This is a genomic window from Coleofasciculus sp. B1-GNL1-01 (assembly GCF_040220235.1).
Taxonomy (GTDB): Bacteria; Cyanobacteriota; Cyanobacteriia; order Cyanobacteriales; family Coleofasciculaceae; genus Coleofasciculus.
On record NZ_JAVJTO010000081.1, the window covers coordinates 42,593 to 56,924 of the forward strand.

Genomic DNA, 14,332 nt, shown 5'->3' on the forward strand with positions numbered 1-14,332 from the left:
CTACTACAATCATTTTGCCACACTCTAAGTAGTCGGTGATAAGTGGGTGGACACAATTACAGCAGTTTGCTCGGCTATGCGGTACATTGTCGATCCCCCTAAATCCCATAAGCAAAAAAAGCGAAGCATCCTTTGGCTTCCCCATGGAACAAAAAGCGAAGCATCCTTTGGTCTCCCCCTTTTGAAGGGGGACGGGAGGGGGATCTGAAGGGGGACTTTGATCTACTGTACTTTATTACAGCGCAAAGAGCTGTAGACCAGCGCGAAGCGCTATAAAAAAAGGATCACACAAAAAACGGACGAAAAAAATTTTCGCCAAGCGTGTCATTTAGAGACAACAATATCAGCTAACGCAGGTTTGACATTGGCATAGTCATAGTTAAAACCACTGCTAGTTGTCCGCTTAGGCAACACCTTTTGACCCTCTAGCACAACCTTAGCCCCCTCTCCCAGTAAGGCTTCTAGGGCAATGCTGGGAACGGGTAACCAGGAGGGACGATTCATGACATCTCCCAAAGTCTGACAAAATTCCGACATCCGCACGGGGTTAGGTGCTGTTCCATTAAATACCCCTTCCATATCATCGCGGGTGAGTGCATTGATAATCAAGTTCACCAAATCCTCTCGGTGAATCCACGAAAACCACTGACGCCCACTACCAATTGGACCTCCAGCAAACAGTTGAAAAGGAGGTAACATTTTCGCTAGTGCGCCACCATTTCCTAAAACAATGCCAAACCGCAGGATAACCAAGCGGACTCCAGCCTCTTTTACCTTTTGCGCTTCCGCTTCCCACGCCTGACAGACTTGGGCAAGAAAATCATCTCCAGGGGGGCTGGTTTCAGTGTATGTTGCCGTTTCGCTAGTCCCGTAATAGCCAACAGCCGACGCATTCACTAAGACACTGGGTTTGGATTGCGCTTGGTTGATTGCTTCAACAATTCGCCGGGTTCCCAGTTGGCGGCTATCGAGAATTGCTTTTTTCCGTTCCGGTGTCCAGCGATTCTCACCGATGGGTTCCCCCGCCAAATTTACCACCCCATCACACCCGGCGATCGCGTCTTGCCAAGATCCCGATTCGGTGGGCGTATAGCCGACAATCTCTAAATCAGGAAACAGCCGAGTTGCTTTGGCTCGGTTTCGGGTTAAAATCATCGGTTGATGCTCTAACTCAAGCAGACGCTTGACTAAACGAGAACCAATAAATCCGGTTGCTCCAGTAATAGCGATTTTCACGATTAACTTACTCTGCTCCCTGTGCTTGTTTTGTATCACCGTAAGCCATACCATTGGCTTCGGCATAGCGGTGCATAAAGCGCATGAAACGATCCCAGTGATCTTGGCGTTCGACTTCAAATTCGCAGTCTACCCGCTTTAAATCATCGCCTTCTGGACCACCGAATATAAATTTAACTGACGAGGGTTCCACACTAATTTGCCCTTCTTCATCAATCAAGAGTAAGGCATTGGCGAATCGTTTGGTATAACTCTGAAATTTTTCTATCGCTTTTAAGGAATCGAAACTCATTAATACTGAACGCACACCCGAACTTCGATTGCGCCGTAAGCTAACATTGCTCAGTTCTTCAGGAAGTCCTTCAAAAAATTGAATTGATGGTGTTTGGGATGTCATTTTTATAAGGAGAATACTATATTGTTCAGTATACAAAACTTTATGCCTCTCACCGAAGAGATCCCCGACTTCTTCAAGAAGTCGGGGATCTAACACTCACGAGAAATGACTCAAAACTACACGGCTTGCGGTTGCACTTGCGGCTGGAATTGGAACAGGGAGTACACCACATTGCGGCGGATGTCAATCATCATTTCCAAGAAGGTTTCATAGCCTTCTTGCTTATACTCAATCAGTGGGTCTTTCTGTCCATACCCCCGTAACCCCACTGATTCGCGCAACGCATCCATCGACTGCAAATGTTCCCGCCATAGGGTATCAATTTGCTGCAAGATGAAGAATCGTTCTGCTTGTCGCATCAATCCCGGTTGAATTTGATCGATTTGGGCTTCTTTAATGTCATACGCTTTGCGGACTTCTTCATGTAAGAAGGTTTTAATCTCCGTGACTGTCATATCATCGAGATGCTCTGGCTTGAGATCTTGCAACAAATAGACAAATTCTTGTACCTTAGACACCAAGCTGCCTAAATCCCATTCTTCCGGCGGCAAATCTGGGTTGACGTAGGCGTCTACGATATCATCCATTGTCTTCTCCGCATATTGGATGACTTGTTCTTTAAGATCTAATCCTTCTAACACCCGACGACGTTCAGCATAAATTGCCCGCCGCTGATTATTCATCACCTCGTCATATTCAAATACCTGTTTCCGGGTGTCATAGTAGAAAGTTTCCACTTTTTTCTGCGCCCCTTCTAAGGAACGAGTCAGCATTCCGGATTCGATCGGCATATCTTCCTCAACTCGGAACGCATTCATCATCCCCGCCACGCGATCGCCCCCGAAGATTCGCAGTAAGTTATCCTCTAAGCTGAGGAAAAACTTGGTTGAACCCGGGTCACCTTGGCGTCCCGCCCGTCCCCGGAGTTGGTTATCAATCCGGCGAGATTCGTGGCGTTCGGTACCAATGACGTGCAATCCGCCGATAGGCTCGGTGTTGATTACCTCATCATGTTCTTTATGAGTAAAGGCTTCATATTCCTTTCGCACCGCCCGACAAACCTCCCGCAGCTTTTGAATCACGGGGTCATCCGTCGGGGCATTTTCCGCCGCGATCGCTATTTTTTCTTCAGCTTCTAATTCCGGTAGACTGCGTTCCCCATACTGCTGCACCGCAAACTTCACCGCCTCAATCAGCTTTTGCTCGGTTTCCGGAGACAACTGAGTCGGGTAAATCTGGGGACTTACCTTCCAAGTTTTCACTTTTTTACCGGGTGCAAACCCTTGGGCTTGGGAGCGTTTTCCGCTACCGGATGCCATAGCCGCAAAAGAATCTTCTTCTTCGGGGATGACAATCTGCGGCATGAAATATTCCCGCACTTTCAGCCGCGACATATAATCCGCATTACCCCCTAAGATAATATCGGTACCACGTCCTGCCATGTTGGTGGCAATCGTCACCGCCCCTTTGCGCCCCGCTTGTGCCACAATTTCTGATTCCCGTTCCACGTTTTCGGGTCGGGCATTGAGCAGATTATGGGGTACGTCTAATTGGCTTAACAAACGCGAAAGCACTTCTGATTTTTCCACACTGGTTGTACCCACCAATACTGGGCGTCCTTGCTCATGCATGTCCGCACATTCTCGTGCCACCGCTTTCCATTTGGCTTCCTCAGTTTTATACACCACATCCGACATATCCCGCCGTCCGGGGGGCTTATTGGTGGGGATAATCGTGACTTGTAGGTTATAGATTTTTTCAAATTCGGCTTCTTCTGTTTTGGCTGTTCCGGTCATCCCGGCTAGCTTGGGATAAAGCAAAAAGAAATTTTGATAGGTAATTGTAGCTAGGGTTTGGGTTTCTTTTTGAATCTCGACACCTTCTTTTGCCTCAATCGCCTGGTGCAGTCCATCACTCCAACGCCGTCCCTGTAAGACCCGTCCGGTAAACTCATCGACGATGACCACTTCGTCGTTACGCACGATATAGTTTACGTCATTGGTAAACAGTTCCTTTGCCTTAATCGCGTTGAAGATATAGTGCGCCCACGGATTTTCCGGGTCATACAAATCCCCAACCTCTAGGAGTTTTTCCGCCTCGATAAAGCCTTCATCGGTGAGAATGACATTACGCGCTTTTTCATCCACCTCGTAATGCTCTTCCGGCTGAAGCATTTTAGCGATTTGAGCCGCTTTCATATAGTTCTGGGTGGGGCGTTCCACCTGTCCGGAAATAATCAGGGGGGTGCGGGCTTCGTCAATGAGTACGGAGTCTACTTCGTCAATGATGCAGTAATTGAAGGGACGCTGCACCACCTCATTCATTGAGGTTGCCATATTGTCCCGCAGGTAGTCAAAGCCCAACTCGCTGTTCGTGGCGTAGGTAATATCACAGGCATAGTTGCGCTGTCGTTCCGCAGGACCCATCCCTGACTGAATCAGTCCTACCGTTAATCCTAAGAAGCGGTGTACCTGTCCCATCCATTCCGCGTCCCGGCGTGCCAGGTAATCGTTGACGGTAACAATATGTACCCCTTTGCCACTTAGAGCGTTGAGATAAGCTGGGAGGGTGGATACAAGGGTTTTTCCCTCACCCGTTTTCATCTCCGCGATTTCTCCTCGGTGCAGCACCACGCCACCTAATAGCTGCACATCAAAATGGCGCATTCCCAAAACCCGCCATGCAGCTTCCCGCACTACGGCGAAGGCTTCGGGTAGGAGATCCTCTAACAGTTCTTCTCGCTCGCGATCGGTTGTCGCTTTTTCAAGCTGCTGCTTGAATTCTGCGGTTTTCCCTTGGAGTTGCTCATCGGAGAGCGATCGGATATCTTCTTCCAGAACGTTGATATCGGCAACGAACGGTTGGTATCTTTTAAGTTTGCGGGTGTTTGGATCGCCAAGTAAGTTTTTTAACATAGCAGGAGAGGGATACGTCTAATCGCGCTTTGTCTAGGGTTAAGGTTAGACACTCAAGACTAAGGGCATGAATAGGGGAGTCAGCGTTCACAGGCAATCTTGCACGAGTCCTAGTGGCTAACGGCTAACCCATGATAAACCACCGCTTAGGGCGGCATTTTTATGATCATCCTACCATTTTTACTCAGATTGAGGGGCGCTTCGTCCTTCCTACTGGCGATCCTCCAACCAACTGGCTAAATCGGGTAAACTTTGAAAATCGAAAATTTCTTCAGTTAACCGTTCCAAATCGCTCAACGGTAATTCTTCAATTTTGCGGCTGATTGCCAAGGGAATTTCGCCAAAACGCTTCAGAATTAGACGCGCTACTAGAGTTTTGCTCTGTTGTAGTCGCCCTTCTTCCCTACCTTCTTGTCTACCTTCTTCTTTGCCTTCTTTTTTTCCTTTTTCTTCAGCATAAGCAAGCCGCCCTTTTTCATCTTGCAACATCATGCCTCGCCGATCAACCACCTCCAATTCTTCTACCGTCATTGTGGCTTGGTTAGCAAGGTTTAAAGCAAGTTCTATCTCTGAAACTTCCCCTAAATTATCAGGGACACTCTCCAAACTCGCTGCTTCTTTCAGGAAATAAATCCATTTATCGGTTAAACTCTGTAGTTCAGACAAGGTTTTATTGAATTTGGGAAGTTCGACAAAGATGAGCTGTAATTCACCATCGAGAAGCTCAAATTTTTGGGTTTTCTCTTGAAAGACAAATTGATTAATTACCTGCTCTGTGTTGGCAAACAAGATAAAATCAGTAATTGTTACGGCAATTGCTGGATTCAGGAAAGGATAATCATCGCCTGTTTTTAACTGGTTACTATAGGCTTTTGCCAAGTTATAAGCTACCCGCTTGTTAAAGGCAGTCATTGGCGCTATTTGCATTTCAATGACTACAATAGACCCATCCGCTAAAACAGCTTTTACATCTAAATACGTTTCTTTTAAGGTCATCACCTGACCCGGATTATAGGGATTAACAATTGTTAGAGATTGAATGATTTTTTCTTCGTTATAAATTATTGCATTGAGAAAACTGATTAAAATCTCTTGGCTTTGTTCGGAACCAAATATTTTTTTAAAGGCATAATCGATCTTGGGACTAATAAACCTCATTTTAGGTCTCCCGTTTCAGTATAAATAGATGGAATAGAGTCCGATCCTAGCACAGCGATCGCCCCGTCTTCTATTTACTAAAAAGTGATAATTTTGTTGAGGTGATACATCAAACAATTTCCAACTCTAAATTGTGACTTTTCAGGAAATTATGAGTAAAGTGGTCAACCTCATTTGTGTCACTCAGTTCCAAATTATAGAAATCGACAACATCATGTTCAAAATAGGGACCGGCGTGCCAAGTTCCTAGTCCTAACTTGATGAAACAGTTTCCGGGAATTCGAAAAACTTTAATTTCATCAATTGCAGGTTGGTTCTGTTCACAAGCAGGTGCAACCGCCATCCACCAGTCTTTCCCTTCCAGAGAACCCAAACATTGGGTACAGTGCTGATGGCGCGTGATTTTGTGAAATTTGCGACCTCTGTGATACAAGCGCATGATGTAAAAGCGGGGAGTACCGTTGTGCAGAACTAATTGTGCATCTTTTGCATCATAGGGTTTATCATCGGCTGTCGGCGTGATTAATTGACCGAAGGGTTGAAAGCGTTCGGCGCTAATTTCTTCTACTGAAAGCTGTTTCACTGAAATGGTGCGATTCATGACAGATATCGATAGTGCAACACAAAGCTTACTGCTATTTTGTCCCAAACAGGCGATCGCCTGCATCCCCAAGTCCGGGCAAAATATAACCATGCTCGTCTAAGCTTTCATCAATCGCGGCGGTATACAGAGGGACTTCCGGATGATGATCATGGAAATTGGCGATTCCCTCCGGTGCAGCTAGCAAGCACAAAAACTTGATGGACAAGGGAATAAAATCCTTCACCCGATCCACGGCGGCTACGGCTGTATTCCCTGTAGCCACCATGGGATCAACAACCAAGATGTCTCGGTGTTCAATATCATGAGGCAGTTTGCAATAATATTCAATCGGAATCCGAGTCGTTGGATCGCGATACAAGCCAATATGCCCTAAGCGGGCGGAAGGGATCAGTTCTAAGATTCCATCAACCAGCCCTTGTCCTGCCCGCATAATCGAAACAATCACCATTTTCTTATCTGAAGCCAGCATGGGAGCGTGCATGGGAGTCAGGGGTGTTTTAATCGCTGCGTATTTAAGCGGTAAGTCCCGCGTTACCTCGTAAGCCAGTAAGCCGCCAACTTCTTTCATCAGTTGACGAAATTTAGCCGTACTGGTGTCTGCCTGACGCATAAGGGTTAGCTTGTGCTGTACGAATGGGTGATCGATTACTGTAACTTGAGGGATCATCTGTTAATAGTAGACAGCTTTTTATCTGTATAAAAGTTAATCTTCCTGAGAGTATACCACTCCTGTTGCCAAATCACAGCAAAGAAAGTAACATAACCTAAAATACAGTTGCAAAATGGATTTAAGTCATTTTTGCAACTGCCAAAATAAAAACAATATAACAGTGAGACTATTAGCCTATTTTAGAATAGCAAAGTCAATGGGTAACGTCATAGTTGGTGAGCAATGAACTCAAACTCTTATCCAGTCATCTAAAGACGACTGGATCTTGGGAGTCCTGGGATTTTAACCCAAAGCTATTGGAGAGACTGATGCAAGATGCGAGTTATATCGCACTACGCACTAAGGTTAGGACATAAAAGAAAAATTAAAATCGCTCAACACCGAGCGAAGCCGAGGTGTTAACCCTGAGCGACTTGTACCGAGCGTGTTACTGAGCGTGTTACCGAGCGAAGCCGAGGTAAGCCGAAGTAAGTCGAGGTAAGTCGAAGGGTCAATCCCTTGTAAGGTAAGCTTTTTTCTTCACTATTGCCTATTGCCTATTGCCTATTCCCTGGCGCGTAGCGCTATACTTTTGATGCAGAAGAGGGAGAAGGGATCTCCGTTAACACTCGCTTCACCATGCTGATAAACTCCTCCAATACATAAGGTTTTGTTACATAAAGATTCGCTCCTAGACGTATACCACGTTCAATATCTCTGGGTTCAGATTTTGCTGTCAAAAAAATAAACGGAGTTTGGCGACCAAAACGGCGCAGTTGTGATAAGACGGTATACCCATCAAATCCGGGCATATTAATGTCGCAAATAATTAATTCTGGATTCAGACATAAGCTGAAATTGATGCCACTTGATCCGTTATCTGTGGCAATGACATCATAGCCATTGGCGGGATTATATCCTTCCATTGCTAAAATTTCAGATAAATTATCCCGTAGGCTTATGTCATCTTCAATGATTAGAATTCTTCGCATTGTCTCGCCTATTTCCATACTGGCATTTGAGTTGGATTGAATTAGGTTATCTTTCTTTATTGTTCCCTAACAATTGAGAGTTTACATCCGTGAATTCTCTGGTTTTTTCAAGCTTTCGGGAAAACTAGACCTTGCTTATCGTTGGGGAACTCTCTCCTAGAATTTACCGATCGCTATCCTTATAAAGATTTGCAAACAAAACTTGACGCCAGCGAGTTGATCAGTGAAACTACAGACAAGAGCGTAATACAGTGTAAACAGCCGTATTACGTAAGTTGTGGTTAACTCCAAAGGCTGATTTATCCTCCAATGAGCCGGAAGCTGGGATGGAACAGCACGTCTTGCCCAGAAATACTGTCCCCATCCAAGCAACCCGCGAGATGGACGGATTGAGCCTATTGATGAAGGATAACCTCTGCTATACCGTTTGCACCTCCTCAATCATTTCTAGTGTGTCTCCCTTTTGGTGTCCGGTATGGTAAGCAGCAAGGAGAATTTGGCTGGTTTTTCCGCAGGCGATCGCCCCCCTAGCGTCAATGGCGATCGCACCTAAATCCCGCTGATTCTCCTTTGCTTCTTTTATGGAACGTTCCATGGCTTCGGCTAAGGATAAGCCGTCGGTGACACGCACCACCACCCGTGCAGCGAAGCATTCATCAATAATATCTTCCCCAATTCCGGTACAGCTTACCCCAGCGTTTAGGTTAGCGTAATTCCCCGCAGGCATGGCTGAGTCGCTGACTCGACCAATGCGTTCAAATCCCTTCCCTCCGGTGGATGTACCCGCCGCCAAGCCGCCCTGACTATCTAATGCCACAACTCCAATTGTGCCACGTCCGGCTTCCGAAGAAAGGAGTTCGGGTTCGCTAACCACATCCGCCATCGTCCGTTCAAAGTTGTCCTGTCTATCCTGTAACCATTCCTGTAATCGCTTCTCAGTCAACGGGTTGTAAATCGGTGCATTCACTTCCCGCACCAATTCCGCCGCCCCAAAATCCGAGAGAATGCGATCGGGACAATCTTGCAAAATCTTCGCCAAATCGATGGGATTTTTAACCCGCGAGACATTAATCACACCGCTAAAGCGTTGAGGTTTACCATCCATCAGTGACGCACTCATGCGAATCTGTCCATCGGATTGTAATACCGAACCCGTTCCGGCATTATAGCGAGGTTCGTCTTCTAGGAGTTGACAGCCTCGAATCACCGCTTCACGGGCGTTTACACCCGATGATAACAGGGCATAGACATCATCAAGTATTGTATAAAGCGAATCGCGCACCGCTTGGGTGGCGTCTTTGGTTTTCAGGGCGCTTCCGGCACCACCATGAATAATTAATTTGGGTTGCATTGAATTCACGAACTCCTTTACAGTTAACAGGCTTGGGATTTGCGTCGGCGGCAGCGTTCTGAGCAGAACTTTACATTATCCCAGCATTTCGCCCATTTTTTGCGCCAAGTGAAAGGACGTTCGCAGACGGGGCAGATTTTGGTCGGTAGATCTGACTTAGAGCGTACTCGTGCCATGTTACGTGAAGGAGTAGTTAACTCTTCAATCGTAAAAAACGGTTAATTCTCTTGTCAAAGTAAACCGCCATCGTGGGTTAGGCGGAACTTGATTTGGGAAAATATCATTTAATGGACTATCCGCCGTAACCCACCAATAATTAATTTCCCAAGACACCGTAGGGTGGGTTAGGTGGAACTTAATTCGGGAAAATATCATTTAATAGACTATCCACCGTAACCCACCAAAGCATTGAATAACGGTGCGTTAGCAAAGCGTAACGCACCCTACAATTGAGTGGGATTGAAAATGATGCCAAATAACCTGTAGGGGCGACCCGCCTGCATTAATTAACAACTCCAATCCCTTCAATAAAATCGGGTCGCCCTCAAACTTTGATGCCAGACGTTAGGCAACAGTTAAATCAACCTGGAAGGTGAAATCATTAAAATCTTCGTCACCACCTCCATACAAATCTTCAAAGCCAAAGGTGTTATCACCCAAGAGGCGAATGTGGTCAACCCCATCAGGATTCGCACCTAAATGGGCAAAGTAGGCAATGGGTTCTCCATAACCCAGGTACTGATTGTTAGAATTCTCGGCAAGCCATTCCTCCGTGGTGCCATTGGCGATAATGTAAGGCGCCAGCAGACTTCCTCCCTCTAATTGGGTGTCAAACGTCGCCATCCCCCGATTTACATCACTAACCACCGATTGAGCAAGGGCGGCTTGGGCATAACCTTCGTCTTCTGGGTAAATCAGTTGACCCGTCATTGGATCTTCAACTGCTCCCTCTTCATTTTCAATCACATACAAGCCGACGGAATTATCGAAACCAGCATGACTCTTGATCTCGATAAAATTCGCGTCTACCGGACTGCTTTGTCCACGTAAATCAATGAGTTCTCGTTCTCCTTGTAATTGAGTTCCTAACGCAGGTAATTCGTTCGTCGATTCAACCATTAGAGTCAGAGTATCGTTACCTTCTGCCATTGGGTTTTGCCAATTGAGAGTAAACTGATTGTTCTCTCCATTCAATACCTCAAAATAATCCGTATTGTTGGCATTAGCGCTGGGAAGACTAAACCAGACATTACTTGGCGTTTGTCCTGAATCTAATGCGGCTTGGACATTATCCGTTGTGCTGTTTTGCACCAGATAAAATCCCAGATTGGAAGTCGTCTCACCGAAAACTTGCTCCACATCCAAAATCCGAGTTAGGTTATCGCCAGCAAAATTATTGGGCAAACTGGAGAACAGAACGTTCCCTTCATCCAAAGCGGCTTGCAGATAACCAGTTTCTCCGGGTTTAATCCCATTAATCTTCCCAGCCGCATTATCCACTTCAAAAATGCCAACTTCACTGACAAAGGATGAGTTATTACCCGTAAGCGTGAACAGGAGTTTATCGGCTGGAGATTTGCCATTGAGAAACAACAGATCATTTTTGAAGTTGAGTTTAGGTTTGGCATTGCCATTATTCCTTGTTCCCCGATTGACCGTTAAGTCAAAGTCATCACTGATTTCCCCGCCATTACCATCATTAACGGTGAGAGTAATCGAGTTAGTACCGATGGCTTTGTTGCGGGGAGTACCACTAATTACACCCGTTTCCGGATTCAGGTTTAATCCTTTGGGTAAACCCGTAGCCGAGAAGGTGAGAGTGTCGCCATCAGGATCAGTGAAATAGTCACTGATGTCTAGACTGTAAACTTCTTTGGTCTGAGCCGTTTGGTCAGCGATAGGAGAGACTAAGGTAGGGTCATTGTTAACTACAGGTGCAGGAGTAATATCTAACTCAAACTCATCAGTTTTTGTACCCCCTTGCCCATCTGATGCTGTGACAAAAATATTCAGTGTTTCATCTCCACTGTCTGGTGTACCGCTAAATGTACCAGCTTGTGAGTCAAAGGTTAACCAGGAAGGAAGATCATTTCCATCTGCTAATGTGGCGCTGTAGGTTAAATTATCGCCATCCGCATCATTAAAGTTATTGGTGATATCCAAACTGAAGGAGTCTTCTGCCTCAACCGTTTGGTCAGCAATAGGCGAGACTAAAGTGGGGTCATTGTTGACTACAGGTGCAGGAGTGATATCTAACTCAAACTCATCGGTTTGTGTACCTCCTTGTCCATCTGATGCTGTGACCAAGATATTTACTGTTTCATCACCTGTGTCTGGTGTACCGCTGAATGTGCCAGTTTGTGAGTCAAAGGTTAACCAGGAAGGAAGGTCATTTCCATCTGCTAATGTGGCGCTGTAGGTTAAATTATCGCCATCAGCATCAGTAAAGTTATTGGTGATATCCAAACTGAAGGAGTCTTCTGCCTCAACCGTTTGGTCAGCGATGGGAGAAACTAAGGTGGGGTCATTGTTCACTACAGGTGCGGGAGTGATATCTAACTCAAACCCATCAGTTTTTGTACCCCCTTGTCCATCTGAAGCTGTGACCAAAATATTTAGTTGAGTTTCATCACCTGTGTCTGGTGTACCGCTGAATCTACCTGTCTGTGAGTCAAAGGTTAACCAGGAAGGCAGAGTATTTCCATCTTCTAAAGTGGCGCTGTAGGTTAAATTATCGCCATCAGCATCACTAAAGTTATTGGTGATATCCAAACTGAAAGAGTCTTCTACCTCAACCGTTTGGTCAGCAATAGCGGTGACTAATAGCGGGTCATTATTCGTCACCTCACCGCCACCAATTAAGCCGGAATCTTCAAAGAAAGCCCCTGCTGTTACCTCAGGATTTCCCACAGTATGCGTCGGAACCGGACCCCCGTTATCCTGCAATGGACTCAATTGGGCATCGATTATTCTAATTGTGGCAGTCGCATTGTAATCGTTCCAGTTATTGGTAGCTTTCGGTGGATATTGGACATTCCCACCCTTGTCAGTTAATTCCTTATTCGTGTGTTGCTGAATCCCCCAATCATTTGTGCCATTATCGGCTGTATTCTCGTAAAAGATGGTATTCTTGACGCTGACATCGGCATTCTTGCTAGCCGATACTCCACCACCAACCCAGCTCGCGTTATTGTAAGCAATAGTCGAGTCAATAATTTCCGTGGGACTGTACAATGTCATTCCACCGCCGACACTTCCTGATGTATCGCCTGTGGTTTGATTACCCGAAAACGTGCTGTTAATTATTTTCGTTGGGGCATCATACGTCCATAAACCACCACCCTGATTGGCTGCTGTATTATTGGCAAAAGTTGTGTCACGAACAACTAATCCTTTGTTGAGTCCATTGCTGAGTTGGACAACGGCACCTCCGTTCCCTTTATTTCCGCCATTGGGGAGTGCTAAAACTTCGTTATTTTCAAAGAGACTGCCTTCAATAATTACATTGTCCTGAGTCCCCGTGTAGAGATAAGCCGCACCGCCTTCACCCCGACCTTTATTTCCTTCAAAGACACTATCAATAATCTGAATTGTGCCAGAGGTGGCATCACTTCCATTACTGGCGCGGTCAGTGTAAACGGCACCACCGTACCCTCTTAAGAATGGATTTTTGTTGCCATTATCGTAAAATGCAGCGGTAGTGTCGTTGTTGAGGAACGTGGAGTTTTCAATGGTTAATTTGCCTTGGAGACTATTAATTGCCCCACCGTTAATTCCCTGGTTGTTGGTAAATTCACTATTGGTTACAGTGATTTCGCCGGGACTGACAAAGGCAATGGCACCAGCGCCGCGTTCATCATTTCCGGCAACGGCTTTATTGTTATCAAATGTGCTGGCGTTAACAATTAAGTCGGTTTCCCAAGCGCTGTAGATTGCGCCGCCCCCCTTATCGGCGACGTTGTTCTTAAACTGAACATTATCGACCGTTAATGCGCCTTGGTGGGTGATTTCAATGGCACCGCCGCGTTCATTGGTATACCCGTTGATCAGGTCAAGGTTTTTTAACGTCAGACTGGCGTTGAAATCTTGATTCGAGTTGACATAAAAAATGCGGGATTGTTTGTTCCCGCTAATTTTTAGACCGGGAGCGTCCGCCCCATCAATGGTTATATTTTTCCCAGGGCGAATTTCCAGTTGACCTGTTCTGAGAGTAAGAGTTTCTCCGGCAAGGCTGGAACTGAATTTAATCGTATCTCCTGATTGTGCTAGGGTAAGCGCTTCTCTTAAGGAACCTGATCCATTGTCTTTTGTGTTGGTAACAATGATCTGTGGCATGATTAAATCTCCGAGACTATTTTGCGAAATTACAGTGTTTTGCTTTTTGTTTTCAGCGGGGTGGTCAGGGTAGAGAGTCGTGTAGCGATAGTTGATTCCTTATTCTTTTCCAACCAAATGAGATAAACAAGTTTCGCTCCTGTTTCTAGGGTAACGTATGGAAATTACACCCTCTATATCTATAGATAGAACAATAATTGGAAAATGACAGGGGGGATTGAGGGCAATTCACTAAAACTTCATAAAGACTTTTTGTTTCTATGATGAAGACTTTATAAAGTGAAAGTAGAATAAACCCGGTCAGGTAGGGTTGATCAAGCTCTCTCAAGTGACCCGAGTTCAATCGGGTCGGTCAGGTGATCAGCGTTGACTAATATACAGGGACATAAATACCTAGTACAGCCGTGCATAATGTATCGAGTAATTTTCTTTCAGATAAAACTTTTTCTGCTAAAATACGACCGATTTTCGCGGAGCCGTATTCGTGCGTGAGGCTGGTTATTTGTCTGGGGTCATTGAGGCTTGGTCGGGATTGACATCGTGATTACAAAACCTAACAGCGTTGAGTTTATGTCTACCTATTTTTTAGTGTAGGACAATTCCAAATTTCTAACCATCGTTCTGAAGACAGGCAACGGAAGGGGTGGAGAAGCGGCTCTATTCGTCTCGAAAAGTGCGATATATATCCGAGAATA

Annotated in this window: 10 protein-coding genes; all 10 read right to left on the bottom strand. The window is 45.6% G+C overall.

The genetic code is table 11. From position 1 onward, the window contains the following. Positions 1–324: 324 nt before the first annotated feature. A complete protein-coding gene (gene thyD, locus RID53_RS19725; protein WP_446389709.1) occupies positions 325–1,236 on the bottom strand; it encodes a thylakoid membrane protein ThyD in 912 nt (303 codons plus the stop codon). Between the two features lie 7 nt (positions 1,237–1,243). Then, positions 1,244–1,633, bottom strand: coding sequence for a photosystem II reaction center protein Psb28 (gene psb28, locus RID53_RS19730; protein WP_446389710.1), 390 nt, complete (start codon positions 1,631–1,633; stop codon positions 1,244–1,246). A 116-nt stretch (positions 1,634–1,749) separates the two neighbouring features. Then, a complete protein-coding gene (gene secA / locus RID53_RS19735; RefSeq protein WP_446389711.1) occupies positions 1,750–4,548 on the bottom strand; it encodes a preprotein translocase subunit SecA in 2,799 nt (932 codons plus the stop codon). Positions 4,549–4,758: 210 nt separating this feature from the next. Next, complete coding sequence (locus RID53_RS19740) at positions 4,759–5,706, bottom strand: Rpn family recombination-promoting nuclease/putative transposase (RefSeq protein WP_446389712.1); 948 nt, start codon at positions 5,704–5,706, stop codon at positions 4,759–4,761. A gap of 109 nt (positions 5,707–5,815) precedes the next feature. Continuing rightward, entirely contained in the window at positions 5,816–6,307 is a 492-nt protein-coding gene (locus RID53_RS19745; protein WP_446389737.1) for an ureidoglycolate lyase, read from the bottom strand. A 34-nt stretch (positions 6,308–6,341) separates the two neighbouring features. Next, positions 6,342–6,977, bottom strand: coding sequence for a uracil phosphoribosyltransferase (gene upp / locus RID53_RS19750; RefSeq protein ID WP_446389713.1), 636 nt, complete (start codon positions 6,975–6,977; stop codon positions 6,342–6,344). Positions 6,978–7,543: 566 nt separating this feature from the next. Beyond that, complete coding sequence (locus tag RID53_RS19755; RefSeq protein ID WP_446389714.1) at positions 7,544–7,951, bottom strand: response regulator transcription factor; 408 nt, start codon at positions 7,949–7,951, stop codon at positions 7,544–7,546. A 418-nt stretch (positions 7,952–8,369) separates the two neighbouring features. Beyond that, positions 8,370–9,302: an isoaspartyl peptidase/L-asparaginase gene (locus tag RID53_RS19760; protein WP_446389715.1), complete on the bottom strand. Its 933-nt coding sequence runs from the start codon at positions 9,300–9,302 to the stop codon at positions 8,370–8,372. A gap of 23 nt (positions 9,303–9,325) precedes the next feature. Further along, positions 9,326–9,478, bottom strand: coding sequence for a DUF2256 domain-containing protein (locus tag RID53_RS19765; RefSeq protein WP_446389716.1), 153 nt, complete (start codon positions 9,476–9,478; stop codon positions 9,326–9,328). A 388-nt stretch (positions 9,479–9,866) separates the two neighbouring features. Further along, on the bottom strand, positions 9,867–13,637 hold the full coding sequence (locus tag RID53_RS19770; protein ID WP_446389717.1) for a putative Ig domain-containing protein: 3,771 nt from the start codon (positions 13,635–13,637) through the stop codon (positions 9,867–9,869). Positions 13,638–14,332: the final 695 nt, after the last annotated feature.